Source organism: Mycobacterium gallinarum (genome assembly GCF_010726765.1).
GTDB lineage: Bacteria > Actinomycetota > Actinomycetes > Mycobacteriales > Mycobacteriaceae > Mycobacterium > Mycobacterium gallinarum.
This window is the reverse complement of record NZ_AP022601.1, coordinates 5,541,699-5,565,364: the sequence shown is the minus strand read 5'-3', so window position 1 is coordinate 5,565,364 and position 23,666 is coordinate 5,541,699. Positions and strand designations below refer to the sequence as shown.

22 protein-coding genes are annotated in these 23,666 nt (G+C 64.0%); 12 read left to right on the top strand and 10 right to left on the bottom strand.

The features are described from left to right. Positions 1 to 11: 11 nt before the first annotated feature. Together G6N42_RS31620 and G6N42_RS31615 are read right to left on the bottom strand one after the other, a co-directional pair. Entirely contained in the window at positions 12 to 443 is a 432-nt protein-coding gene (locus G6N42_RS31620) for a DUF2306 domain-containing protein (protein ID WP_350310133.1), read from the bottom strand. Continuing rightward, positions 398 to 694, bottom strand: coding sequence for a hypothetical protein (locus G6N42_RS31615; protein ID WP_350310132.1), 297 nt, complete (start codon positions 692 to 694; stop codon positions 398 to 400). The genes G6N42_RS31620 and G6N42_RS31615 overlap by 46 nt, the downstream gene beginning before the upstream one ends. A 57-nt stretch (positions 695 to 751) precedes the next feature. Between G6N42_RS31615 and G6N42_RS27475 the strand changes: the two genes are divergently transcribed. The 7 genes from G6N42_RS27475 to G6N42_RS27445 all read left to right on the top strand — a co-directional run bounded on the left by G6N42_RS27475 (position 752) and on the right by G6N42_RS27445 (position 8,449). After that, entirely contained in the window at positions 752 to 1,450 is a 699-nt protein-coding gene (locus G6N42_RS27475) for a TetR/AcrR family transcriptional regulator (RefSeq protein WP_163735496.1), read from the top strand. An 85-nt stretch (positions 1,451 to 1,535) separates the two neighbouring features. Continuing rightward, positions 1,536 to 3,047, top strand: coding sequence for a glucose-6-phosphate dehydrogenase (gene zwf, locus G6N42_RS27470; RefSeq protein WP_163735493.1), 1,512 nt, complete (start codon positions 1,536 to 1,538; stop codon positions 3,045 to 3,047). Between the two features lie 98 nt (positions 3,048 to 3,145). Further along, complete coding sequence (locus tag G6N42_RS27465) at positions 3,146 to 4,312, top strand: glycosyltransferase family 4 protein (RefSeq protein ID WP_232076384.1); 1,167 nt, start codon at positions 3,146 to 3,148, stop codon at positions 4,310 to 4,312. A 111-nt stretch (positions 4,313 to 4,423) separates the two neighbouring features. Next, the gene (locus G6N42_RS27460; protein WP_163735490.1) at positions 4,424 to 5,524 is read left to right on the top strand and encodes a glycosyltransferase family 4 protein; all 1,101 of its coding nucleotides are present in this window, start codon (positions 4,424 to 4,426) and stop codon (positions 5,522 to 5,524) included. Between the two features lie 36 nt (positions 5,525 to 5,560). Then, positions 5,561 to 6,505: an NAD-dependent epimerase/dehydratase family protein gene (locus tag G6N42_RS27455; protein WP_232076726.1), complete on the top strand. Its 945-nt coding sequence runs from the start codon at positions 5,561 to 5,563 to the stop codon at positions 6,503 to 6,505. Between the two features lies 1 nt (position 6,506). Continuing rightward, on the top strand, positions 6,507 to 7,397 hold the full coding sequence (locus G6N42_RS27450) for a glycosyltransferase family 2 protein (RefSeq protein ID WP_163735484.1): 891 nt from the start codon (positions 6,507 to 6,509) through the stop codon (positions 7,395 to 7,397). Further along, on the top strand, positions 7,394 to 8,449 hold the full coding sequence (locus tag G6N42_RS27445) for a GH39 family glycosyl hydrolase (RefSeq protein ID WP_163735481.1): 1,056 nt from the start codon (positions 7,394 to 7,396) through the stop codon (positions 8,447 to 8,449). The genes G6N42_RS27450 and G6N42_RS27445 overlap by 4 nt, the downstream gene beginning before the upstream one ends. Positions 8,450 to 8,455: 6 nt before the next feature. Here G6N42_RS27445 and G6N42_RS27440 read toward each other — a convergent pair whose 3' ends face one another. The 4 genes from G6N42_RS27440 to G6N42_RS27425 are packed head-to-tail and all read right to left on the bottom strand — an operon-like array spanning position 8,456 to position 13,662. After that, on the bottom strand, positions 8,456 to 9,949 hold the full coding sequence (locus G6N42_RS27440) for a lipopolysaccharide biosynthesis protein (RefSeq protein WP_163735478.1): 1,494 nt from the start codon (positions 9,947 to 9,949) through the stop codon (positions 8,456 to 8,458). 12 nt (positions 9,950 to 9,961) lie between these two features. Further along, positions 9,962 to 10,888, bottom strand: a complete 927-nt coding sequence (locus G6N42_RS27435; RefSeq protein WP_163735475.1) for a glycosyltransferase family 2 protein — start codon at positions 10,886 to 10,888, stop codon at positions 9,962 to 9,964. After that, on the bottom strand, positions 10,885 to 12,273 hold the full coding sequence (locus tag G6N42_RS27430) for an O-antigen ligase family protein (RefSeq protein WP_232076382.1): 1,389 nt from the start codon (positions 12,271 to 12,273) through the stop codon (positions 10,885 to 10,887). The genes G6N42_RS27435 and G6N42_RS27430 overlap by 4 nt, the downstream gene beginning before the upstream one ends. Further along, the gene (locus G6N42_RS27425; RefSeq protein ID WP_232076380.1) at positions 12,274 to 13,662 is read right to left on the bottom strand and encodes a tyrosine-protein kinase domain-containing protein; all 1,389 of its coding nucleotides are present in this window, start codon (positions 13,660 to 13,662) and stop codon (positions 12,274 to 12,276) included. A gap of 240 nt (positions 13,663 to 13,902) precedes the next feature. Between G6N42_RS27425 and G6N42_RS27420 the strand changes: the two genes are divergently transcribed. The 5 genes from G6N42_RS27420 to G6N42_RS27400 all read left to right on the top strand — a co-directional run bounded on the left by G6N42_RS27420 (position 13,903) and on the right by G6N42_RS27400 (position 20,619). After that, entirely contained in the window at positions 13,903 to 15,939 is a 2,037-nt protein-coding gene (locus G6N42_RS27420) for a hypothetical protein (RefSeq protein WP_232076378.1), read from the top strand. A gap of 62 nt (positions 15,940 to 16,001) precedes the next feature. Then, positions 16,002 to 16,715, top strand: a complete 714-nt coding sequence (locus G6N42_RS27415) for a GAF domain-containing protein (protein ID WP_232076376.1) — start codon at positions 16,002 to 16,004, stop codon at positions 16,713 to 16,715. Between the two features lie 171 nt (positions 16,716 to 16,886). Continuing rightward, on the top strand, positions 16,887 to 18,419 hold the full coding sequence (locus G6N42_RS27410; RefSeq protein WP_163735470.1) for a sugar transferase: 1,533 nt from the start codon (positions 16,887 to 16,889) through the stop codon (positions 18,417 to 18,419). A gap of 142 nt (positions 18,420 to 18,561) precedes the next feature. Next, entirely contained in the window at positions 18,562 to 19,215 is a 654-nt protein-coding gene (locus G6N42_RS27405) for an undecaprenyl diphosphate synthase family protein (RefSeq protein WP_232076374.1), read from the top strand. Between the two features lie 6 nt (positions 19,216 to 19,221). After that, complete coding sequence (locus G6N42_RS27400) at positions 19,222 to 20,619, top strand: NAD(P)/FAD-dependent oxidoreductase (protein ID WP_163735464.1); 1,398 nt, start codon at positions 19,222 to 19,224, stop codon at positions 20,617 to 20,619. A gap of 7 nt (positions 20,620 to 20,626) precedes the next feature. Here G6N42_RS27400 and G6N42_RS27395 read toward each other — a convergent pair whose 3' ends face one another. The 4 genes from G6N42_RS27395 to rplP all read right to left on the bottom strand — a co-directional run bounded on the left by G6N42_RS27395 (position 20,627) and on the right by rplP (position 23,664). Further along, positions 20,627 to 22,573: a hypothetical protein gene (locus G6N42_RS27395; RefSeq protein WP_163735460.1), complete on the bottom strand. Its 1,947-nt coding sequence runs from the start codon at positions 22,571 to 22,573 to the stop codon at positions 20,627 to 20,629. A 127-nt stretch (positions 22,574 to 22,700) separates the two neighbouring features. Then, positions 22,701 to 23,015 (bottom strand): 30S ribosomal protein S17, encoded by a 315-nt coding sequence (gene rpsQ, locus G6N42_RS27390; RefSeq protein WP_014209140.1) that lies wholly within the window; start codon positions 23,013 to 23,015, stop codon positions 22,701 to 22,703. Next, a complete protein-coding gene (gene rpmC, locus G6N42_RS27385) occupies positions 23,015 to 23,248 on the bottom strand; it encodes a 50S ribosomal protein L29 (protein ID WP_163735458.1) in 234 nt (77 codons plus the stop codon). Before rpmC ends, rpsQ begins: the two co-directional genes overlap by 1 nt. Then, positions 23,248 to 23,664, bottom strand: a complete 417-nt coding sequence (gene rplP, locus G6N42_RS27380; protein ID WP_006245113.1) for a 50S ribosomal protein L16 — start codon at positions 23,662 to 23,664, stop codon at positions 23,248 to 23,250. The genes rpmC and rplP overlap by 1 nt, the downstream gene beginning before the upstream one ends. Positions 23,665 to 23,666 lie beyond the last annotated feature (2 nt).

The window sequence follows — 23,666 nt, the reverse complement described above, 5'->3', positions numbered from 1 at the left end:
GGCCGGGGAGATTACCCCGGTGATATGAGCTCAGACTGAGAAATTGGCGACGCCGGCCCCTGCGGTTTCCGCGTGAGCCACCACTGGACGGTGGCCAGCGGAATAGTCCAACCCAGCCAAGCGCCCAGCCCGGCTACGAACCACAGATAGTGCTCCTCGTTGCCGTCAAAGACACTGTCCCGCAACGGCTGCAGGGAGATGAAAAGCACCGGCGTCCAGATCCGGTTGGCGATCGTCGAGAGCGCGACCGTGGCGCTTCGCACCATATGCCTGCGGTGGTCGGCGAATCGCCGCTGTCGCGCCGCTGCGAACCCGTTGATGGTGAACCACAGCCACACCGCGCCCAGCAGCACATTGCTGGCCGCCAGGAACGGGCCGAACGGGGTGGCGGCCCCGATCACCATCGCGAATGCCGCCGCGGGGATGGCCGCAATGACGTACACACGCCCCGTCCGACGGTGCAGCACTGGCCGCGGCTGCGCAGCCGCGGCCAGATCTGTGCGACGGCGGTGATCATGGCGACGCTGCCGAACATCACGTGGGCCACCAGCAGCGGATAGTGCAGCCCGAAGGTCGAAGGCACCCTGGTACCGCCGGTGAAGTACGGCGGCAGCGAGAACAGCAGAAAAGCCGAGACGATCACGGCGAGACCCGCGGCCAGACGATTGCCCCGCAACAAAGATGCGTATGTCATACGCATAAAGCGTACGGCATACGCAGAGGGCTGCGCAATCGTTTATGCTGGCAACAAATGAGCGATCCCCTGCCCCGCGCTCTGGAGATCTTGTGGCATGGGCCGACCGCGCCGACCCGGCCGCGAGGGCTGAGCCGGGAGCGCATTGTCGAGGCCGCTGTCGCCCTGGCCGACGCCGATGGCCTCGCCGCGCTGTCGATGGCCCGCTTGGCCGAACGACTCGGCTGCGGCACGATGTCGCTGTACCGGCACGTCGCCAACAAGGACGAGTTGGTGACGTTCATGCTCTCGACGGCGCCGGGTCCGCCGCCTATCGGCGATGAGGCGGATTGGCGTGGCTCCCTTACGGATTGGGCCACGGGCCTGTGGGACATCTACCACCGGCACCCGTGGGTGCTCCAGGCGGCGGCGGCCGGTCCGCCTGCGGACCCCGGCCAGTTGGCGTGGCTGAACGCCGGGCTGGCGGCACTCGGCCCGACCGGCCTGTCCGAACGCGACAAGCTCGCCGCGGTGATGGCCGTGCTGCACTATGTCCGCGGCGCGGCGGCGCTGCACATCGAGGCGGCACACGTTGAGGGCCCGCACTACCCCGATCTGCTCCGCCGGTTCGTCGATGCGGAGCGTTTCCCGGCACTCGCCGCCGCCGTGGCGGCCGGTGTGTTCGACGCAGCCGACGCGGATCACCTCGCCGATTTCCACTCGGGCCTACGGCAGCTCCTCGACGGCGTGGCAGCCAGGGTGGGGGCGAACGGTTGACGTCTGCCGTCCGGTTTGTGATGTCGGGGTAGCGGCAACACCGGTAGCCATGCAGGAAAGTTGCCCCGGTGAGAGTATGCCGAGAGTGGCGACAAGCAAACCGCAGACCATTTCTTATCCACATCCCGGCTCGCGTCCGGGCCGGCATGACGACTACGCGGTCGACCCGCACGTTGTTGTCCTGTTCGGCGCCACCGGCGATCTGGCGAGGCGCAAGCTGATTCCCGGCCTGGCCTATCTGGATCAATCCGAACTGGCACCCCACATTCAGATCGTCGCCACCTCGCTCGAGGACATCTCCACCGAGGACTTCCTCGAGATCGCCAACGAGGCGATCGACGAATTCGGCACCCACAAGCTCAACAGGGAACAGTGGATGCGGTTCGCCGAAACCGTCACCTATGTGCCTCAGGGCGCGGGGCCCGAAGCGCTGGCCGCCGCGGTCGCGGCCGCCGAGGAAAAACTCGGCCCCGACGTCCGGCGGCTGCACTATCTGTCGGTGCCACCGAAGGCGGCACGTGCGGTGATCACGATGCTGAAGGACGCCAACCTGGTTGACCGTTCGCGGGTCGTGATGGAAAAGCCGTTCGGTACCGATCTGGCCAGCGCCGTCGAACTCAACGGCTTCGTCCACGAGACGTTCGACGAAAGTCAGATCTTCCGGATCGACCATTTCCTCGGTAAAGAGGCGGCACAGAACATCCTCGCGTTCCGCTTCGCCAACGGTCTGTTCGAACCGATCTGGAACCGCAACTTCATCGATCACATACAGATCGACATCCCCGAGGCCCTCGGCCTGGATGAGCGCGCCAACTTCTACGAGAGCACCGGTGCGTTCAAGGACATGGTGGTCACCCATCTGCTCCAGGTGATGGCGTTCGTCGTGATGGAACCACCGACAGCACTGGAACCGCGCGCGATCAGCGAAGAGAAGAACAAGGTGTTCCGGTCGATGCTCCCTATCAACTGCTCCGACGTGGTGCGGGGTCAGTTCGCCGGGTATCGCGACTTGGAAGGTGTCGCAAAGGATTCCGACACGGAAACCTTCATCGCGATGAAGGTGGGAATAGACAACTGGCGGTGGGCCGGCGTCCCTGTCTACCTGCGCACGGGCAAGCGGATGGCCGAAGGCATCCGCATCATCTCGATCGCGTTCAAGGAGGCGCCGCGTTCGATGTTCCCGGCGGGGTCCGGTGTAGGCGCGCAGGGCCCCGACCATCTGACCTTCGACTTGGCCGACAACTCCAAGGTGTCATTGTCGTTCTACGGTAAGCGACCCGGGCCCGGCATGAAGCTCGACAAGCTGTCGATGCAATTCTCGACTCAGGAGATCGACACCGTCGGCGACGTGCTCGAGGCATACGAGCGCCTCATCCTGGACGCCATGCGCGGTGATCACACACTTTTCACCACCGCCGAGGGCATCGAATCACTGTGGGAGCGCTCGGAGCCGCTACTCAACGACCCGCCGTCGGTGAAGTCATACCCGCAGGGCACGTGGGGCCCCAACGCAATCCATCAGCTGATCGCGCCCAACGCGTGGCGGCTGCCGTTCGAGCGGGCATGGCGCGAGAACAACAACGGCGACGATGAGTAACAGACGACGACCTCGGGGGTGGAGTGCGATCACGTCTGGCGCGCAGCGCATTTGGAACATGACCGGGTACGTCACGCGGTAACCTCGGGTTCGCGGTGATGAGCGCCAAGGGGGGCACGATGATGCCGGCACAGGGCAACGGAGCCATCGATCTGTTATTCGATGTCAGACACATCGACCAGAGCGGCATCGGAACCTACATCGGCGTGTACCTCCCCCTGCTCGAAGAGGCTCTTGCTCGGCAGGGCCACACCCTCGCCGTGTTGGCAGACCGTGACAACGTTCCTCCTGTTGCCGAAACCACCACAGTCGTCATCTCAGAGCCGTCGGGCGCGCCGATGTACTCGGTCGCCGAGCAGCGGGCATGGAATCGCGCAGTGCAGATGACTCGGCCGAAGGCCATGTGGGTGCCCCACTATCCGTTTCCATTCACTCTGTCTCGCCCTGCCAACCGTCGAATTGTTTTCTTCAGCACGGTGCACGACGACAGCCACCTGTTGCCGGAGAACATCAGCGGCAACGGCCGGGCGCGGCGAATGTACGCACGCGTGATGCTGGCGATCGTCGCCCGAAGGTCGGCGGCAATCTTCACCCCGTCGCGGGCGGCCGCCGACGCCCTGGCCAAGTACGTTCCCACCGCCCGGTTTGTCGTGACGCCGATTCCCGTGAGTGAGTCATGGTTCGAACCCGCCGATCCTCAATTGTCACCGGTGCGGGACCGCTTCATTCTGTACCTCGGCAACGTCAAACGACACAAGAATCTTTCAGCGCTGATCACCGCGTATACCCAAGTGCACCAGGCGATTCCGCAGAAGCTCGTGATCGCGGGCAGCGGCGCCTCGGTCAAGGTACTCGACGAGCGCATCCATGCGCAGGCCGCTGCCCTCGGAGATCGCGTGGAGATGATCGGACGACTGGAATTCGACGAACTGCGCTCGCTCGTCGCGGCCGCGGACCTGCTGGTGATGCCTTCACTCAACGAGGGCGCCGGGCTCCCGCCGCTCGAGGCCATGGCGTCGCATACCGCCGTCCTCAGCTCCAGCATCCCGGCACTGCGGGAAACCTGCGGCGCCGGCGCTGAGTTCTTCGATCCGAACGATCACACCGAGCTGGCCGGTTTGATCCGCGCCTATTGCCTCGACGAGCAGGCCAGAGCCGACCTGGCGTCGAGAGGCTGGGCGCACGTGACACAGCGCCAAGCCGATATCTCGACCGGTGCCGCGGCCGACACGATCCTGGCCAAGCTCGGTCAGCGCCCCGACTGAAGATTCCACGTCGAATGGCCGTGCTCGCGCGGGGTCGAATGGCACACTGAGCGGGCACCGATGGGGGCGGCGGATTGCCCCGTCGCAGGTAGACGACCTAGGGGGGGCTCGTTGCGATTCGCGTTTCTCACCGAGCTCTACCCTCCCCACGTCGGGGGGCAAGAGGTCTTCTTCAATGAGCTTGCTGAAGCCATGGTGCTGCGTGGCCATTCGGTCGACGTGTACTGCGTCGGTCACGACACCGGGCTAGATCCCGACGTGACGGTCAACGGCGTACACATCCGGCGCCATCCGCTCACCAACCGCTACATCAACCCACCCATCCCCGCCCTGCGACGGAACTGGCCTGCCATCATCCAGTACAGCGCCTGGGTGCGGCGGCACGTGGTGCCTCAGCACTACGACTTCCACCTCTTGAACGAGTGGCCGCTGCTGCATGTACTCGCATTGCCCCGAGATGTCCGCGCACGTAGCGGAATTCACTGGTGTGAGATTCGCGACGACCGAATAGTGGGAACGGCGCAGAAGCGGTTACCGCGATTGGCCGCCGCGAACTTTGCGATCAGCCAGGCCGTGGCCACGGCCATCACCGAGCAGTCGGGGCGTCCGTGTTCTGTGTTGCCGAGCGGCATCGTGGTCACCCAGTACCGAGCCGCGGACCGCGGCGAACGCTCGGGCGCGCTGTACGTCGGGCGGCTCTTCCCCCACAAGAACCTGCCACTGCTCGTCGATGCTTTCGAACTCGCCACCGCACGCGGATTCGCCGGCGACCTGGTGATCGCGGGCGACGGAGCGGCGCGTGCGGACATCGAGGAACACGCGCGGCGGTCGCCCGTCGGTTCGCGGGTGCGGGTGCTGGGCTCGGTGTCCGAGGAGCAGAAGATCGATCTGCTCTCCCGCGCCGCAGTGTTGGGCATGCCCAGCCAGCGCGAGGGCTTTCCGCGGGTGATCGCCGAGGCCATGGCGAGTGGCCTGCCCGTCGTCACGGCGAAGTTCCCCGAGAACGGCGCCAAAGAGGTCGTGGCACAGTATGGCGCGGGCGTGGTGTGCGGCACCGATCCCGCAGATTTCGCCGAGGCGTTACTCACCGCACAAGCGCAGTGGGACACGTTCTCCCAAGCGGGACTCGCCGGTGCAAGATCATTGGACTGGTCGGGCGTCGCGCACGAGCTCGAGGCCAGGGCCGAAGAGGTCATTGGAACAAGCCGGTGACAAGACGGAGAGAGCGGGGGAACGCACGTGCGGATCATGGTGACAGGTGGTGCCGGCTTCGTCGGTAGGGAACTCGTTCCCATGCTGAGCGCGAAAGCCGAGGTTCTGGTCGCGGATCTGCTGCGCTACGGCACACCCGACTGGCTGACGGGTGATGACGCGGCCTGGGGATTTCAGCGTGTCGATATCCGTGACGCGAATGCCACGCGCGCGGTCGTCGAGGAATTCCAGCCCGACGTGATCGTGCATTTGGCTGCGATCCACTACATCCCGGAATGCGATGGCGACCCCTCGAACGCCGTGGCGACCAACGTCACCGGCACGGTCAATCTGTTGACGAGCTGCCGACCAGGTACGCGGTTCGTCTTCGCGAGCAGTGGTGCCGTCTACCAACCGGACGAGGCCGATCACCGCGAGTTCGAGTCAGCGCTGGGCCCAGCGGACATCTACGGCATCACGAAGCTGCAGGGAGAACAGTACGTGCAGATCTTCGCCGCCGAGCGTGGCATCAAGGCGGCCATCGTGCGGCTTTTCAATGTGATCGGCCCCGGCGAGACGAACCCGCACCTGCTACCTGCGATCGTTGCTCAGCTGCGCGAAGGACGCGAGTCGATCAACCTCGGAAACACCTGGCCCAAGCGCGATTACATCGATGTCCTGGACGCTGCCGGAGGTTTTGCTGCGGCTGCGCTCGGCACCAACGGCGAGGGCGTCGACTGCGAGATCGTCAACCTCGGCAGCGGACAACAGTATTCGGTGGACGAGATCCTTGACCGGATGCGGTCGGTACTGGGCCTGAATTTCGAGGTCCGCCAGGATCCCTCGCGCACGCGAGCCGTCGATCGTCCGTTCCTCGGCGCCGACATCTCGCACATCGGGAAGGTGTTCGGCTGGCGACCGGCACACCAGCTGGACGAGACCTTGCAGCGGACATGGGCGAATCCGGAATTCCTGCCTGCCCTTGACGGACGGTTGACGTAGGGTGTCGAGCCCGCCCCGTGTGCGAATCGGCGTCGCCATCACCACGGTGGGCCGATGGGACGAGCTGCGAAACCTACTCGGCGACTTGGCCGCTCAAACGTACCGACCGGCCGCGGTGGCGATTGCCCACCACGACCCTGCGGGTTCCGCGGACTTGGAAGCACTGATCGGCTCCTTTGCCGACACGCTCGACATCAAAGCCGTCATGAGTGCGCGCGGTATCTCGAACGGGCGCAATGCCGCCGCCGCCGCTCTCGGCGATGAAGTCGAGTGGCTCTGGTTCCCGAACGACACGAATCGGGTCGATGCCGACTTTCTGGAACGCGTCGCCCGTCACTGTATGGCTCCGACCACCGTATGCGCGGTCCAGATGATCGATCGGGAAGGCCCACGGCATCCACTCCCGACACCCGGCACGAAATTCACGAAGCGCACCGTCTGGGGAGCCATGGAGCCCGCGACCATCCTCCGACGTGACCAGTTCGTCGCGGCCGGCGGTTTCAATCCGAATCTCGGTTCGGGTGCGGATTCTCCATGGCAGTCAGGAGAAGGCCCAGATCTACTGCTACGGATGTCAACTCTTGACGGCTTTTCGGTCGAGTGGGTGCCCGACATCTACGTCCATGCGCAAACCGAATTCGCCCACCTGCCGCCGCGGGAGCGCCGCCGTAAGCAACGGAACTACGGACGTGGTCACGGCTATGTGCTCCGCACATGGCACTATCCGCTGTGGTACAAGGGCGCTCACCTGGTGGCGGCGGCTCTGATGCCGGTGCGCAACCCCGAGAAGTTCGGTTTGCGTGAATCCTTCGCCCTGCTCGTCGGCCGCACCGAGGGGGTGCTGGGCAGACCGTTCACCCGCAACTCCGACAATCAAGCGATCCTGCGATGACCGGCCGACGCGCCCGGGTGGCGCGTCTCCTATCGCTGGTCCTCATCGCGGGTATCCCGCTGTCCTGCCAAGCGCCGATACCACCCGTCGAGATCGGGATGACGATGCATTCGAGGGGCGCCGATGCCGCCACCATCGCACAGCAGTTTGACCTCATGGACGCCATGAACGTGGCCTGGGTCAGAGTAGATTTCGACTGGTCGGTGGCGGAAAGCGAACGCGGCCAATTTAATTGGGAATACCCCGACACGATCGTGGCCGAGGCCGCCGCCCATGGCGTGAAGGTTCTCGGCGTGCTCGCGTACACCCCGGAGTGGGCCCGTCCGACCACTACGGGTGATCCGGCGACCGCCCACCACACCCGGCCTGAGCAACTGTCGGATTGGGCGGATTTCGCGCGGCTGGTCACCGAACGGTACGCGGCCCGCGGCGTACACACCTGGGAGATCTGGAACGAACCCAACACACAGAAGTTCTGGCCACCCCGACCCGACGTCAATGAATACGGCACGCTGTTCTGGGTGGCCGCAGAAGCGATACGCGAATTGGATGAGCGGGCCACGATACTCATCGGCGGCCTGGCCCCGAAGTTTCATGTACCAGACTCCGAGATTGCGCCGACGGCATATCTCGAGCAGCTCTATGAGAACGGCGCGATACGACTCGCCGACGGCATCGCCGTCCATCCCTACACTTATCCGGCGCTTCCGATGGACACACCCCAACGAGCAGTCGGCGGGTTCAAGGACCTGCCCGCTCTGCGAGCCGTCATGGAGCGCCACGGGGACGGCCAGAAGAAGATCTGGATCACGGAGTTCGGTGCGCCGACCGGAACAGGCCCGTACGCGGTCTCCGACGGCGCACAAGCCACGACGCTGCTTCAGGCACGTCGGCAGGTCCAGCAATGGGATTGGGGCGGGCCCCTCATCTACTATGAATTGGTCGACGGCGGAACCGATCCCACGGACGCCGAGCAGAACTTCGGCGTGCTCCGCCACGATCTCAGCCTCAAACCGGCCGCGGATGCACTGGTGGACCTGGCGTCACACTGAGCACCGTCAAAGGATTCGGGATATCACCGGCCGCATCCGCTGAGGCGCCTTGGCGATGAGCCGATCGCGCAGCCCCGGGTCCACGATCCTTGTCACCGTGAGAATGCGCAAAGCGACCAGATAGGTGATCATCGCTGCCGGTATGGCTATCAGCAGCGCCACCAGGCCGCCGAACTCCAGGCAAAGGACATAGGCGACGGCGGCTTGCGCTACCGAGGCGAGAGCTATGGCACCCAACGCCCGGTAGGGCGGAGAGATCTCTAATTTCCTTGTCACATACCAGGTTTCGATGAGGACAACTGATACCTGGACCAAGCCTCGGGACCAGGCAGCTCCAATCAGTCCGAAGTGAGGCACCAGGATGAACCCGAGCACAATGGTGCCGATCAATCCCACTCCGTTCGACATCAGCAGGAATCCAGCCTTGCCGATGCTCTGGAGCAGATACAGGGTCGTGACGCCCAGGCTGCTTATGGCCGCCGCGATGAGCAGCACCGAGGCCACCGGAACCGCCCCTCGGAACTCGTCACCGAACAGCAGCGGCACCAGCACCGGCGCTATTGCAGCAAGTCCTGCGCATAGTGGGACGATCAACATCGCGATGAGGGCCGTCATGGTGCGGTACAGGCGCTGCATGTCGTCCTGGGCGCCAAGGCCGTGCTGTTCGCTGAACCGAGGTAGCAGCGCCGAAAGCAGCAGGGGGGGAAGCTGAACCGCCATCTCAGCCACCGTCACCGCCGCAGTGAAGTATCCCACCGCGCTGAGGCCGGTGTAGTGCTCGAGAAACAGAATCTCTGTTCGGCCGAATACCAGTGCGCCCAGCACACCGGTCGCCCAGCTCGCCATCGCGAACTTCACCACCTGGCCCCGCAGCACCTGTCCGACAAACGGCTTCATCCGCAGCAGCCGGGCGATTCGGGACGCCGGCAGAAGATTGCCTGCAATGAAACCGGCCAGCGCGCCGGGTATGCCGAACAACCAGGCGCCCAGTGCAATCACCGCCAGTTTGAGCAACGCCGAGATCGCCGAGATGCGCGCGAGCTCACCGAAGCGCTGTTCGCCCCGCAGGTAGAACTGGTAGACCTCAGCCATTCTCCAGAAGAGAAACCAGATGAGCGCTAACGCAAACACGACCATCTGGGTTGTCTGCGAAGGCATTTCCGTGGCCTCACGCCCGGGCCAGTACAGAAAGGCGAACAATGCGGCACCACCGACGACCGCGGCCAGCATCGACACCCGGGTGAGCGCGCCGGTCAGCCCTTCTGCTTCATCGCCTTTGCGCTCGGCACGAAGATTCGGGATGAATCTCTGCTGTACCACATTGATGCCCATGCTCGCGACGACTGAGGCGATCGTGACGCAGAAGACGACATAGGCGAAGATGCCCAGTTGGTCGGGCCCGAGCAGCCGAGCGGTGATCGCATTTCCGATGAATCCGGCAAGGGCCACCGCGGCGCCGGAACCGAAGCCGAGAATTGTGTTGCGAAGAAACGAGGCCATGAGCGGATCGAGTCACAGTTTCTTCGAAGGGCCGGCCAAGCGAGTAACGAACGCTCTCGCCCGCCCCCCACTGAGACGCAGCATCGACTTGACTACGCTCGCCCATGCCAGCCGGCCCGGGCGACCGTAACGGACTGCCGCGACAACCGACCTGGCGATACCGCGGGGCGAACCAGCCCCCAGTGCGGAACCGACCGGCGAGGTCAGTAGGTAATCCCCCAGCACTCTCTTGGACTCACCACCGAGTTCGGCTATGCCCCAATCGATCAGGTCCTGACTGCGATCAACCCCCGACCGCGACAGCGACGCCGCCGTCCACACGATGTCGACCAGCGGCTCGGCGACCTGCACGATGGGCAGATCCGGATACGCACGCCGCACATGAATCAACCACTTCGGGTCGTCGTGTATCGAACCGGCGGCCACTGACATCGGCACCGTCTGAGTCAACGCCCGTGGAAACACGAGCGTTGATGTCTGAACCATGTTGAACGCCTGTCGCTCACGGAGTTCGAACAGGTACGGGGCGACCGGTTCATTGCGCCCGATCAGGGTGCGCGGCCCGATGATCGGGTCACGTCCATCGATGTGTACGGAGAAGCGCGACGCCACGATCCATTGTTCCCCTGGCGGCGCAGCATCCAGCTGGATCTCGAGTTTGTCCCGTCGCCATACGTCGTCATCATCGAGCAGCGCAACGATATCTCCATTCGCCGACTCGATGCCGAGATGCTTCGCCAGACTCGGCCCGACGCCTCCTGAAGTTCGCAGCACGCGGACGGCTGACGAGTTGGGTAGATCGGGTTCACAATCCGCATCGACGACGACGATGACCTCCACCGGAGGTGCCGTTTGACCGAGCGCCGACTCCACAGCTGTCCGCAAGCTGGGCCGACCGATCGTCGGGATGACGACGCTCACCGCCTTCTTGGCACTCACAGCGGTCCGTCGGGGACCTGGGCGTCACGCCTGGTCACGATCAGCACGGCGAATACCAGTCCACTGATCGGAAACAACTGCAGATTGGGAAGCAGCGCCCAACTGGCCTCTGTTGTCGCGCCCAGGAAAAACGCCATCATAAATCCGAAACAGGCGATCTGCTGACTTGTCACAGGCAACGCACGAGTCGATGCCACCGCTGCGATGAGGAGAGGCAGGAACACGACAATTCCGATGAGACCGGATCTCACCAGGGTGTCCACGACCACGTTGTGTCCAGTCCCCACGAACGCCCACTTGGCGACGTTCCCCATTGCCTGTGCATCGTCCAGGAACCAGTTGACACCCATGCCGACCGCAGGCGACTGCTGCCACACTCGCAGACTTTCCGCCCACACGTGGGCACGCTCAGTGAAAGCGCGCGGGTCCCAATGCAGGAAGGGAAACACGAACATTGCGGATGCGGTGACGCTGACGAGGACCGTCCCGGCAAGCCGGATCGATTTCGACGATTTGAACCAGCAGATCACCCACCACAACGCGACCAGACCGGCCGCGATCAGCGCAGTTCTCGACGCTGCGGCCACCATCGTCACGAACAGAATAGATCCGACAAGAAGGCGCCATCTCCGGTCGACGATGAGGGGTGTGAGCGCAAACGCGAGTGCGCAGTACATCCCGAGCACGTTCGCGTGGCCGAAAGGACCCGCCAGCTCCCAGCCCGGGATGATCGCCTTTTCGGAGTTGGGGTTGTACATCGCGTAGTCGGGAATGAGCAGTCCGCCGATCAGCGAGTAGCCCGCGATCACCGCGACAGTGAGCGGAAGCCATTTCAGCCCCGCGACGGGTGCCCCCACTTTCCAGAGCGCAAGGATGAAGACATTGGCGAGAACGATCTTCGGAAAGTCGACTACGGGAGGGAGTTTCGGGCTCACGAGATAGGGCAGGTTCACCGCGAGCAGCAGCAGGAGGACACCGGTGATATCGCGGTTCGGGTAGCCACGCATGAAGACGACAGCGGTGCTCAGCGCAAGCAGGAGCGCCGATCCGCCCAGACTGGCAAGTTGGGCGATCGGAAGATCCGCTGAGGTGGTGGCCTCCCCCGGCGGCAGGATCGGTTCGTGCTCGACAGTCAGATACGTGATCAAGTCGGGGACGACGACCAGCCCGATGGCAGTGACGATCAGCAACGCAAACGCGTACTCGTGACGCCGGAAATCCGTTGCTCCCGTGCGGAACAGGCGCGGAAGGGCCGCAACGAACGTGCCGAATGACCGCTCGGGCGGCGTCGTGGCGGCGCTCGCGTTTCTCGGAACCGAGGCTACGAACGTGGCGGGGATTCCGTCGCGCGGTGGTCCGTAGCGGTCCATGATGTGCGGGCCCAATCACTTCTGGTGAGTGCCGCGGCGCTTTTGCCCGCCCTGTCCGGCGTCCGGATTGCGGTAGTAGTCGTCACCCTTCGACCGCTTTTTTGCACGTGTCATCGACAACACAGAGCCGAGCAATGGCGCACCAGCTCGTCTGAGCGTGTGAATCGCATCGCCCAGTTGCTTGCGCGTGGTCTGGCCCGACCGCGCGACGATCAGCACTCCCTGAGCGCTCGTCGCCAGAATCGCGGCATCCTTGACGAGTAGAGACGGCGAGTCGACGACGACATAGTCGAATTGCCCACTCAGCTGTCCCAGGACATCCGCGGTCGCTCGAGACTCCAGCAGCTCGGTCGGATCACCCGGGATGGCTCCGGACGTGAGCGCGCTCAGATGGGCGAAACCGGTCTCCTGCAACGAATCCCGTAGGGGGACCGCACCGCTGAGTACGTCGCTCAGACCGGCGTCCCCGGCAAGGTCGAAACTCGCCGCCACCCTGGGGCGGCGCAGGTCACCGTCGACGATCACGACGTTGTGGCCGGCGTCCGCCAACGCGAGCGACAAGTTGACCGCCGTCATCGTCGTGCCCTGAGCAGGAACGCAGCTCGTGATGACAAGCACGCGGGGTCCCTCGGCGATCTGCAGAAATCGCAGATTGATCCGCAGCTCACGAAATGCGTTGGCGAACGCCGAGCGATCGCTCTCGAACCGGACCAGCGGTTGTGTTCTGCGCTGCGCGTCGAACGGAATGTCGGCGAGCAGGCCGACGCCGGTGGTCCCTTCCAGCGCGTCTGGACTCTTCACCGAATCATCCATCCGGTCACGTATGACAGCAATGACGACACCCAGCAGTGCACCCACCAAGGCGGCGATCGCCAGAATTCGTTTCGTCTTCGAATTCACCGGGCTGCTCGGTACCTCGGCACGCTGCTGTACGACGACTCGCGCGTTGGGTGGCTGCCCCAATTCGGGGGTCTCCAATCGGGCCGCCATGACGACGAACTCATCGGCCAATGTATTGGCGATGTCGCGGGCTCGGGTCGGCGAGGAATCGGTGACCGTCACGTCGATCAACACGGTTTCGGCCGGCACGACGGCTTCGACTTTCTCCTGAAGTTGGGCCGCAGTCATGTCGAGGCCGAGCTTGTCGATGGTGCGCTGAGCCGCGATGTCGCCGGTCAACAACTCGGTGTATGAGAGCACGCGGCGTTCCGCGAAGAGACCGCCGTCGTATGTCTGAGTGTTCGTTCCGTCGGATGGCGTGGAGACAAAGAGTCGCACCGAGGCCTGGTATTGCGGAATGGCGAGTAGCGAGTAACCGACCGCAGCCAATACAACGACGGCAATTGTGCCGCAGATTAACTTCCACCGGGCACGCAGAATCTTGGCGAACTCTTGAACAGTCAAACGCGACCCTTCACCGGCTGATACCCCCCTCATTCGCCACTTCCACGCGAGCTCATCAGGCGCGCGCAAGTCGTAACACGCTATCCCAGAATGAATCGCCTTGACGGTGATAATCGTAGAAGTTGGCTAACTCGTGAGATGGCTTCTCCGGGCCTCCAATAACGCATCCGCCTGCGATGTCCGCCGGTATAGTCCAACCCCTGTTGGGATTACGAAGCTCGAACAATTGGGGGTAGAGCCGTGCACCCGGTCGCCGCTGTTGTTGATCGCAGCTGCGCGGCGCGTGCGCTGATTTCGGCACTGATCATTCTGTCGTCGGTGCTCGCGATTTCACCGGCTGGCACAGCAGTTGCGCAACCCGACGAGAATGCCGATCCGCCGCCCCCGGCGACGGTCAGGTTGGACTGGCCCGCGCTTGGATTGAAACCGGAGGTGTATCTCAGCGCCGACAGCCCAACTGATTTGGCGATACCGGTACCCCCGGGGCTTTCTCCGACCCGAGTGCAAGGCGTCATCCACGCTCCCATCAACATCGATGCCGGGTTCCTCGAGATCAGCGACGGAGACGGAAAATTTCTGGGGACGGTCGGCCTGCCACCCAAGGCGGCTGCTCAGGCGACGACGCCCTTCGATGTCGACATCACGGGCGCCCGGGTGCGGTCATCGACCATCGACCTTTCGTTCACTGTGCGCCCACTCAACAACGCCGCCGGATTCTGCGGCCCGCTGCAGCAGTTGTTTCTCAGCGACCTGGGAACCGTGTTCGCCGGCACCGAGGCGCCGGCAACCACGATCGCGAATTTCTTCCCGCCCGTGCTGGAGCGGGTCACCATGTATGCGCCCGCCGACGCCGACGCCGCGGAACAGCAGACGGCGCTGACGTTGGTCACCACTCTCGCGCGCCTCTACAACATCCAGCCGATGGCGATCACGGTCGTCCCCCAACCGCGCGGCGCCGCCCCGCCGCCCGCAACCCAGCTGGCGCGCGCCGTCGTCGTCGAGGCAGGCGGCCCCGCAGGCCTGACCGTCGAAAGGGCCGGAAGCCCGGACGCATACCTGCGGATCTCCGGTAGTGGTGACGAGCTGTCGGCCCAGGCCTCGCTGCTCGTCAATCAGCTCCAGTCGCTGGCGCAGACACGTGCGTCGCGGGTCGACCAACCGGGATCGGAAACCCCGCTGAGCGGCGACACATTGACGTTCAGCCAGTTGAACTTGAGCGGCAAGACCGACGTTCTTCGAACCGGCAGCCTCACGATCGGTGTGGACCGCTCTGCGTTGGGCGCGGGCCGAGTCGACAGCGTGCAGGTCCATTTGCTCGCCGACTACACCCCGGTGCCCAAGGACGACGCCGCGAGTGTCGTCATCCGGTCCAACGGAATCGTCGTCTACCGGACCGCACTGGACAACACCGGTGTTCTCGATGCGACGTTCGACCTGCAGCGCCCGGCATTCGGTCAGGGGGTCAACCTCGACTTCGCGTTCACCTACTCGCCACACGAAGCATGTGGACCGTTGACCGCGCCCATCAGCTTCCAGGTCGATCCGCGATCGACGTTGACCATGCAGCGGGGAGGGCCCCCGCTCAACGGGTTTGGCGCCTTTCCATCGGAGTTCAGCCCCCGCTTCATGGTCGCGTTGGACGGCAGCGGTCCCGATCAGCTCTCGTATGCCGCGCGGGTGGTCGGCGCGATCGCTCGTCTCACGAGCACGCAACTGACGCCGGAGGTCGTCGATCTCAAGACCGCCGCCGATTCCGACACCGGCGCGCTCATAGTGGCCAACTCGAAGGCGATCGAGCAGACGACGCTGAATCCACCGCTGGGCGGCGACGGCACAGCCGTCGATGTCGCACTGCCCACCGAGCTTCGCGCCAACATCGAGGACGGTCTCGGATCCATCCAGGCCTTCGCCGACCAGCCCCGCAACCGGTCGGTGGTCCTTGTCACGTCGACGTCTTCGTGGTCGCTGGTGGACCCGCTCTTCGATTACCTCGACGGCTTGGATGGTGGCTGGTCCGCGCTCACCGGGGACGTTCTTGCCGCTGGCGAGGCACGCGTCCCAACCAACGTCGCCATTCGGGACACAGGCAACGTTTTCGAACCGTCTCCGACGCCGGCGCTGCCGAAGTCGGTGGATCAATGGATCCCCATCGCCGTCGGGATCGCTGTGCTCGCAGCGATCGCTGTGGTTGCGGCGATCCTGTGGTCACGCAGGCGACGCACCGCCGCGAATCCGCCGGATGATGAGCCGCTGACCGAACCTGAGCAAAGAGTCTGAGCGCATTCGGATATTTGCTCTGACATGCGCGGGTCCGGTTCTTTTCAGCTAACGTTAATTTCGTGACCAACTCGGTGCCGGGGTTCGATGACTGGCTCAACCGCTCGCTCGAAGACGCTGCGCGCGAGGCAGGCGAGGACGTCAACACCTACGTCATGCGAGCCGTGGCCGCCCAGATGGTCGCCGACCAGGTGCGCGCCGAGAAGCCTTCGACGAAGGACCTGCTTGCACATCTCTCCCAAACCGGCGTTCTCGACAGCGATTCGATGCCAGACGTCTCGGCGGTCATCGCCGACCCCGATCGGCTGGCCGCACTGCGCGAGACCGGACTGCTCGATTCTCCCGTGGAAGCGGTCTACGACCGGATCACGCGGGCGGCCGCCGACGCCCTGGACGCCCCGTTTTCGGCGGTGTCCCTGATCGATGCCGACCGACAATTCTTCAAGAGCACCGTAGGAATGGGCGATATGTCGGTGCCCGAAAACCGCGAGGTGACACTCGACCAATCGATTTGTCAGTACGCGGTGGCGGACCGCACTCCTTTGGTGCTCGAAGACGCGCGAGCCGATCCGGTGTTCAAGAATCATCCGGTGGTCCGCAGCGGCGCGATCGCGGCGTACCTCGGCATACCTCTGATCGATCACGAAGGCCATGCGATCGGCACCCTTTGTGTATTCGACGACAAACCGCGACTCTGGGGAACCGGCCACGTGCAGGTGCTCACGGATCTGGCGGCGCTCGCGATGGAGCGCATTTTCGGCTCAAAGCCGTACTGAAGCAGCAAACCAGGCTGCCAAAACTTACGTGCGCGTAACCGTCGTTATTGTGCGCAAATTGCTTTCTTATTGAGTCGCCCGCTCATTCCACCGCGTGGGGAGGTGCAGCGCACCTAAAATCGGTTGCCAACGATACGTCGGGGGTTGACTGATGCAGCTAGGTGCCATGGGGTGACGACCCACACGCCTAGCACCAGACCCACCACGCCGCGATTGCAGGCCGCGTCGGCGCCGGTTCAACAGAGTGCAGCGACGGGTCCGCCGCGCCTTCTCGAACGCGTTCGCTCTGACCCGTGGTACTCGGCGATCACCCTCGCGGTCGACGCCCTCTACGCCGCCATCTCGGTCCTTCTGGCCCAGTGGTGGGTCGGCGATTTGGTCCACGAGCGCAACATCGCCTTCTATTCGTGGTTGTTCGTACCGATCGTGATCGTCGTTCTTTCCACTCGCCGGTTGTACCGACAGAAGTTGGGACAGGGGTTTCTCGACGATTTCGAACCGGTGGAGACGTCCATTGCGGTGGCGGCGCTGGCGACCTTGACCGTCATGCTGCTTCTCGTGCCTCGCCTGGAGACCGGTGGAGTCGTCGTGCCGTACATCCGGCCCAGCGAACTGGTTCTGCGGATCTGGGTGTGCGCGGCGATCCTGATCCCCGCGGTGCGCCTAGTCAGGTCGGTGTCGAACCGCTGGCTGCGGCGGAAGTTTCATGTGGGGGCTCCGGCGCTGGTCGTGGGCTCGGGACCAGTGGCCCATCAGCTCATCTCGCGGATGCAGCAGGTGCCGGAATACGGTCTGTGGCCGGAAGGGCTGCTCGACGATGCCCGGCCGAGCGAAGTGGAGATGGCCGGACTGCTGGGGGTGCCGTATCTGGGCACCGCGGACAATCTCGAAAGCGCCCAGCGTGCCACGCGCGCCGAAGATCTCATCATCGCGCCATCGTCATTGCCAGACGAGAAGCTGGGGCGGATCGCCCATCAGGCGCAGGAGCTCGGAATGCGGGTCCGCGTCGTGCCCCGATTGATGGATGCCGTCGGCAGCAACACGAGGATCGAGCACATGGGCGGCGTCCCGCTGATGGTGCTGTCGCGCGTCGATCCGAAGGGGTGGCAATTCGCGGTCAAGCATGCGGTGGACCGCTCCGGCGCCTTGCTCGGCCTCGTGCTCATCTCCCCGCTGTTCATCGCTTTGATGCTCGCGGTCAAGCTGAGTTCGCCGGGGCCGATCTTCTTCAGTCAGGAACGAATTGGGCGTGACGGCAAGGTCTTCGGCTGTCTGAAGTTCCGCAGCATGCGTCCCGCGGATCCGGCCGGCGCGAACTTCGAACCGCAGGAAGGCGCGGCGCCCGGCGGCGTGGAGGGTGAAGATCGGCGCACCCGAATCGGTAAGTTCATGCGCAAGACGTCCCTGGATGAGCTCCCCCAGCTGCTCAACGTGCTGCGCGGCGACATGAGCATGGTCGGTCCGCGTCCTGAGCGGCCAGAGTTCGTCGAACTGTTCGAGATGCACGTCCGGCGCTACGGCGAGCGGCACCGGGTGAAGGCCGGCATCACCGGCTGGGCCCAGGTGCACGGACTTCGAGGACAGACCTCGATCGCCGATCGAGCCGAATGGGACAACTACTACATCCAGAACTGGTCGCTGCTGCTGGACTTCAAGATCTTGCTCCTCACCGTGCTGGCGGTGCTGCGCCCCACCGAGGACTGACCTCGGCTGTCGCGTTTGGACGCGGTCCCCATCGTGTATCCCTTTGCCAGGGCGTCTAGGAATGGCGTTTTCACAGTTGCCTGTGCAACTAGTGCAGTTTGGGCTACATTCCGCATGGGGGTATGTCGGTGGGGGTTTTCTGGTGGGTGTCGAGCCGGCGCACGTAGGCCTCATTCCCGACGGCTTGAGGCGCTGGGCACAGAGCAACGACACAACGCTGTCCGTTGCGTACCACCGCGGCGCGGAGAAGGTGACCGAGATTCTGCTGACGCTGCAGCGGCACGGTGTGCAGACCGTGACGGTGTACAACCTCAGCCGGGCTAACCTTGCACGGGATCGCACCGAACTGGAACCGGTGTATGCGGCGTCCACTCACTTCTTTTCGACGCTGCTTCCCGCCCATTTCGACAACGCCAAATGCAGTTTCAGGTTGCATGGCGATCGAAATGCGTTGCCGCACAATTATGTTGCTGCGGCACAAGATCTGGAACACGCGATGCACGGGAGCGAGTTTCGTATCAATATCCTGGCGGCCTATGACGCCTACGACGAGCTGCGCACCGCGCTGCAGCGCGCCCGGCACGACGGGTGCGACATCAGCGCCGCATTCGACATCCACGACGTGGACATGGTCGTCCGGACCACCCCGGAGCCACTGCTGAGCGGATTTCTGCCGCTGCAAAGCCAATACGCCCAGCTGGTCTTCTTGTCTACGCCTCTCAACGACCTGACCGAGCAGGACATCGACGATCTCATCGCTGACCACCGGCGTTTTCCGCAGCTGAGAGGCCGGTAGCCCGCCGTGGCGTCGACGCGGAAGCCGTTGATCATCGGCGCTGGACCTGCGGGCCTCACCGCCGCTCTCGAACTGGCGAAGAGAGGGGTGACACCGCGCATCTTCGAGGCGTCGGCACACGTCGGCGGCCTCGCGCGCACGCCCGCCGAAGGCGATTGGCGGGTCGACCCGGGGGGTCATCGGTTCTTCACCAGGAGTGAAGAGGTCTCCGACCTGTGGCGGTCTTTGCTTCCCGAGGATCAGTGGATCTCGGTGCGTCGGCGTTCAGCCATGCTTGTCGACGGGCGGTATGTGCGGTACCCACTTGTCGGCCGTGATCTGATCTCGCAGCTGGGATTCCGAAGCGGTGCCCGCGGCCTCACGAACTTCTTGTGGTCCAGACTGCGCAGCCGGATACGGTCAACGGTCGAATTTCCGAGTTTCCGGGATTGGGGCACAGAACAATTCGGCCGTCACTGGTACGAAGTCTTCTTCGATGGCTATGTTCGCAAGACGTGGCTCACCGACCCCGAAACCCTGGCGAGCGACTGGGCGAATCAGAGAATCAAGCCGATCTCTTGGCGCGCACCGACCGAGGAGGATCCCAGGGCTGAGGATGCCTTCCGCTACCCCAAGTACGGACCCGGCCAGCTATGGGAAGCCGCTGCAGAGGCTTTGGAAGGGTTCGGCGTGGTTCCCTCACTCAACTCCTACGTGACAAGCGTCCGGCACGTCGGCAGAACCTGGACGATCGAGCGACAGAACGGCGAGACCGCGTCCGGAGATGCGGTGTTCTCGAGCATGCCGCTGCGCTTGCTCATCGAAAGCCTGGAACCCACACCGCCGAAACACATTCGGGAGATCGCCGCATCGCTCAAGCACCGCTCGGTGATCACCGTAGCCGTCGCACTGAAGAAGCATTACGACATTCCCTACAACTGGGTATACACGCCGGGTGCAGAGTTTCGGGTGGGTCGGATCCAGAACTACCGACGGTGGTCGAGCGCACTGGCTCCCGAGGGCTGGAACGGCACTTACCTCGGCCTCGAGTACTACACGCTGCCCAGCGACGACCTGTGGGTGGTGAGCAACGAAAGCCTTGGCGACATAGTCGAACAGGACCTCCGTACGCTCGGCGTCGACGGTTCCGCCCTCGACCATTGCATGTTCGTCCGCTCACAGTTCGCCTATCCGATCAACGATCCGGCACGCGAACAAAGCGTCGCCACCATCCGTGACTACCTGCGTCGCATCCATCCGTCTCTACACCCGATGGGACGCAATGGCATGCACCACTACGACAACCAGGACCACGCCATGCTCAGCGCCCTGCGGAGTGTGGCTCAGTACTTCGGTGCCAACGTCGACCCATGGCAGGTGAACACCGATCGTGACTATCTCGAGTCCGGCTTGATCAAGGGCTGAGCCGGCTTCAGCCGCGCCGCCGTCGGAGCATCGCCACCGCGACACCGCCCCCGCCGATTGCCAATCCCGCGCACGCGGCGATCCACCAGTACACGCTGGTGTCGCTGTCGTCGGAAGCGACCGATGGTGCCGCCGCATCGGTGTCGACGGTCACCGGCTCGCGGTCGGAAAGTGAGATCGCCGCGGTCCCGTCCAGTCCGGCCCACCGACGCGTATCACCGTCCAGCCAGTCGAGTAGGGAATCGAGTTGCTCCGGCGCGCTTTCCGACGTCGCGAACAGGACGGTCCGATCGCCGTCGCGGCCGACTTGCAGAGATGCGAATGGTGTCGACGGATCAAGTTTCAGGGTCGCCGGGCGGCCCCCACCGACACGCTGGACCTCGAGTGTCCCATCCGCCGAACTGCGCACCGGCGGAACGACTTTGTCGTTGTCCCAGCCGTCCGCCGAGATCAGGATGGCCGGTGACCGGCTGTCGATCGCACTGTCCAAAGGCACCACCTCGCTGTCCAGGCGTGGCCCGCTGAGTCGCTGCAGTCCTTCCATGATCGAGACGGCACGCGCGGTGTCCTCAAACGACTTCGGTTCGACGCCCACCTGGACCTTGGGCATCAGCGCCTGAGGAATCGACTGGAATCCGGCCGGATCAGGGGGATCCGCGGGAGTGCTCTCGATGGTGGTGTCGTCGTCGACCTTCAACGTGACGGGTTGGAAGTCGCCGCACCGTCCGACGTCGCCCGCGATGTCGACAGCGACCGAAAGCTTGGTGTCGCGCCGCAGTTCGGACTGCGGAATGCTGATCGAGCGGTCGATTGTGCCGGTCGCGTCGGCCGCCCATTGATCGATCGGTTCACCGTCGATCGAAACCAACACCTGCCCACCTACCGTGGACGGCAGCGGTGTGTACGACCCCTTCAACTGCACGCGCAGGTCCTGCATGGCCTGTCCTAGACGGGTTTGGTCGAGGCCGACCGCCACCTGCGGTTTGAATGCCGTCGCACTCACGCCGGACTGGCCGAGATCCTTCATCGTGGCCGGGCTGGCAGGCGGCTCATGTGTCGAGTTGATCTGCCCGGTACCCACTTTCGCGGACAACGCCAGCTCGGAGAGGTCACTGCTCAGCAGTCGAACCTGGTTCGCCAGATCGTCCGCCTCACCCGTGATCTGCAGAGCCGGAACACCGCCATCGCCGTTCTGCATCGAAACAGCCGGGTCCGATCCCTCTCCAATGACGACATTGCGTTCCAGCGGAGCCGACGGCGGCACCGCCGCGTCGTCGTCCAGCGGCGCGACGTCGATTTCGGTGTTCTGCGTGCCATATCGATCGACCACGGCCGTCGTCATCTGAACGGCTGCATCGGATTCCGCGGCTGTCGGCTGCTGCGGGACGAAGATCGTCATCTTCTCCAGCACCGTCGGCAGGAAGTCGGCGACCATGGTCGGCGCCGTCTCCTTGCCGGTGTAGTCGATCGCGGCATCGGAAAGCTGCAGCGGAATCGTCGAGTCATAGAGGCAGTCACCCTCCTCGGGCAACAGCCGGCTGCGCACCGTGAACGTCACGGTGTCGTCGACGACGCGCGCTCCTGTCAACGGAATCGACAGCGGCGTGTTTTCCGCCGCCAGCAGTTCGATACGGGAGAGCGTGCGACGGTCCTGGGTGACGATCAGGGTTCCACCCCGAACGTATGGCGGCAACTCGACGTCTGCGGTCAACGCTCCTGGCGTCAGGCCTTTGGGCACCGGCACGGTGATGGTCTGTGTTCCCTGCAGGCCGTACAGCGCGATGTCGGTGTCAGCGCCCAGCGTCGTCAAGCTCAACGTCGGCGCATCGGCCAGCTGTCCGGCATCACCGGGTGCCGCGTGTACGACGGGTGTGCCGAAATTGACCGCTTGAAAAGCGACGGCGGTCACACCGATGGCTATGGCGCGCTTGAAGAAATCAGTTCCGAGCCTCATCCGGGGGCAGTGTAGCCAAACCGCCGCCCTCTTCAAACGCACGGCTGTTGAGCTCGGAGTTTGCGCCCGCCCGAAGACCGAAAAGCCCCCGGCACCAGAGGGGCGCGGGGACCTTTCGCGTTCGGAGCTATTTCGCCTTTTCGAGAACCTCGACCAGACGCCAGCGTTTGGTCGCCGACAGCGGCCGAGTCTCCATCAGCGACACCCGGTCGCCGATACCGGCATCGCCCTGCTCGTCGTGCGCCTTGACCTTGGTGGTGGTCCGGATGATCTTGCCGTAGAGCGGATGGCTCTTGCGGGACTCGAGTTCGACCACAATGGTCTTCTGCATCTTGTCGCTCACCACGTAGCCGATGACCGTCTTACGACGACCGCGGTTCTCCTCGGCGCGCGGAGTATGCTTCGGGCCCTTGCCCTTTGCCTGATCTTTTGCCTCAGCCATTACGAATCCTCACCTACAGGCCCGGATGCCAGACCCAGTTCACGTTCACGCAGCACGGTGTACACGCGCGCGATTTCCTGGCGCACCGTGCGAAGGCGACGGTTGTTGGCCAGCTGTCCGGTCGCCATCTGGAAGCGCAGGTTGAACAGCTCTTCCTTGGACTCGCGCAGCTTCTCCTTCAACTCATCGTCGGTCAGTTCGCGAAGTTCGCCCGGCGTCACTCCCACAGCCATCAGAAGTGCTCCTCTCGGGTAACGATGCGTGCCTTGATCGGCAGCTTGTGGATCGCGCGGGTCAGCGCCTCGCGCGCGGTCTTCTCATCCGGGTAGCTCAGCTCGAAGAGCACGCGACCCGGCTTGACGTTGGCCACCCACCACTCCGGCGAACCCTTACCCGAACCCATGCGGGTTTCGGCGGGCTTCTTGGTCAGCGGACGGTCGGGGAAGATGTTGATCCACACCTTGCCGCCACGCTTGATGTGCCGGTTGATGGCGATACGAGCGGACTCGATCTGCCGGTTGGTGATGTATGCGTGTTCCAGCGCCTGGATGCCGTAGTCACCGAAGCTCACCGAGGTGCCGCCGCTGGCGATACCGCGCTGCCTGGGGTGATGCTGCTTGCGGTGCTTGACTTTACGGGGAATCAACATGG

Bases quoted from the DNA above. Each gene is read 5' to 3' on its own strand.
- G6N42_RS27395 (WP_163735460.1), bottom strand. From the start codon at position 22,573: ATGAGGCTCGGAACTGATTTCTTCAAGCGCGCCATAGCCATCGGTGTG.
- G6N42_RS27475 (WP_163735496.1), top strand. From the start codon at position 752: ATGAGCGATCCCCTGCCCCGCGCTCTGGAGATCTTGTGGCATGGGCCG.
- G6N42_RS27455 (WP_232076726.1), top strand. From the start codon at position 5,561: ATGGTGACAGGTGGTGCCGGCTTCGTCGGTAGGGAACTCGTTCCCATG.
- G6N42_RS27445 (WP_163735481.1), top strand. From the start codon at position 7,394: ATGACCGGCCGACGCGCCCGGGTGGCGCGTCTCCTATCGCTGGTCCTC.
- rplP (WP_006245113.1), bottom strand. From the start codon at position 23,664: ATGTTGATTCCCCGTAAAGTCAAGCACCGCAAGCAGCATCACCCCAGG.
- G6N42_RS31615 (WP_350310132.1), bottom strand. From the start codon at position 694: ATGACATACGCATCTTTGTTGCGGGGCAATCGTCTGGCCGCGGGTCTC.
- rpmC (WP_163735458.1), bottom strand. From the start codon at position 23,248: ATGGCTGTGGGAGTGACGCCGGGCGAACTTCGCGAACTGACCGACGAT.
- rpsQ (WP_014209140.1), bottom strand. From the start codon at position 23,015: ATGGCTGAGGCAAAAGATCAGGCAAAGGGCAAGGGCCCGAAGCATACT.
- G6N42_RS27440 (WP_163735478.1), bottom strand. From the start codon at position 9,949: ATGGCCTCGTTTCTTCGCAACACAATTCTCGGCTTCGGTTCCGGCGCC.
- G6N42_RS27465 (WP_232076384.1), top strand. From the start codon at position 3,146: ATGAGCGCCAAGGGGGGCACGATGATGCCGGCACAGGGCAACGGAGCC.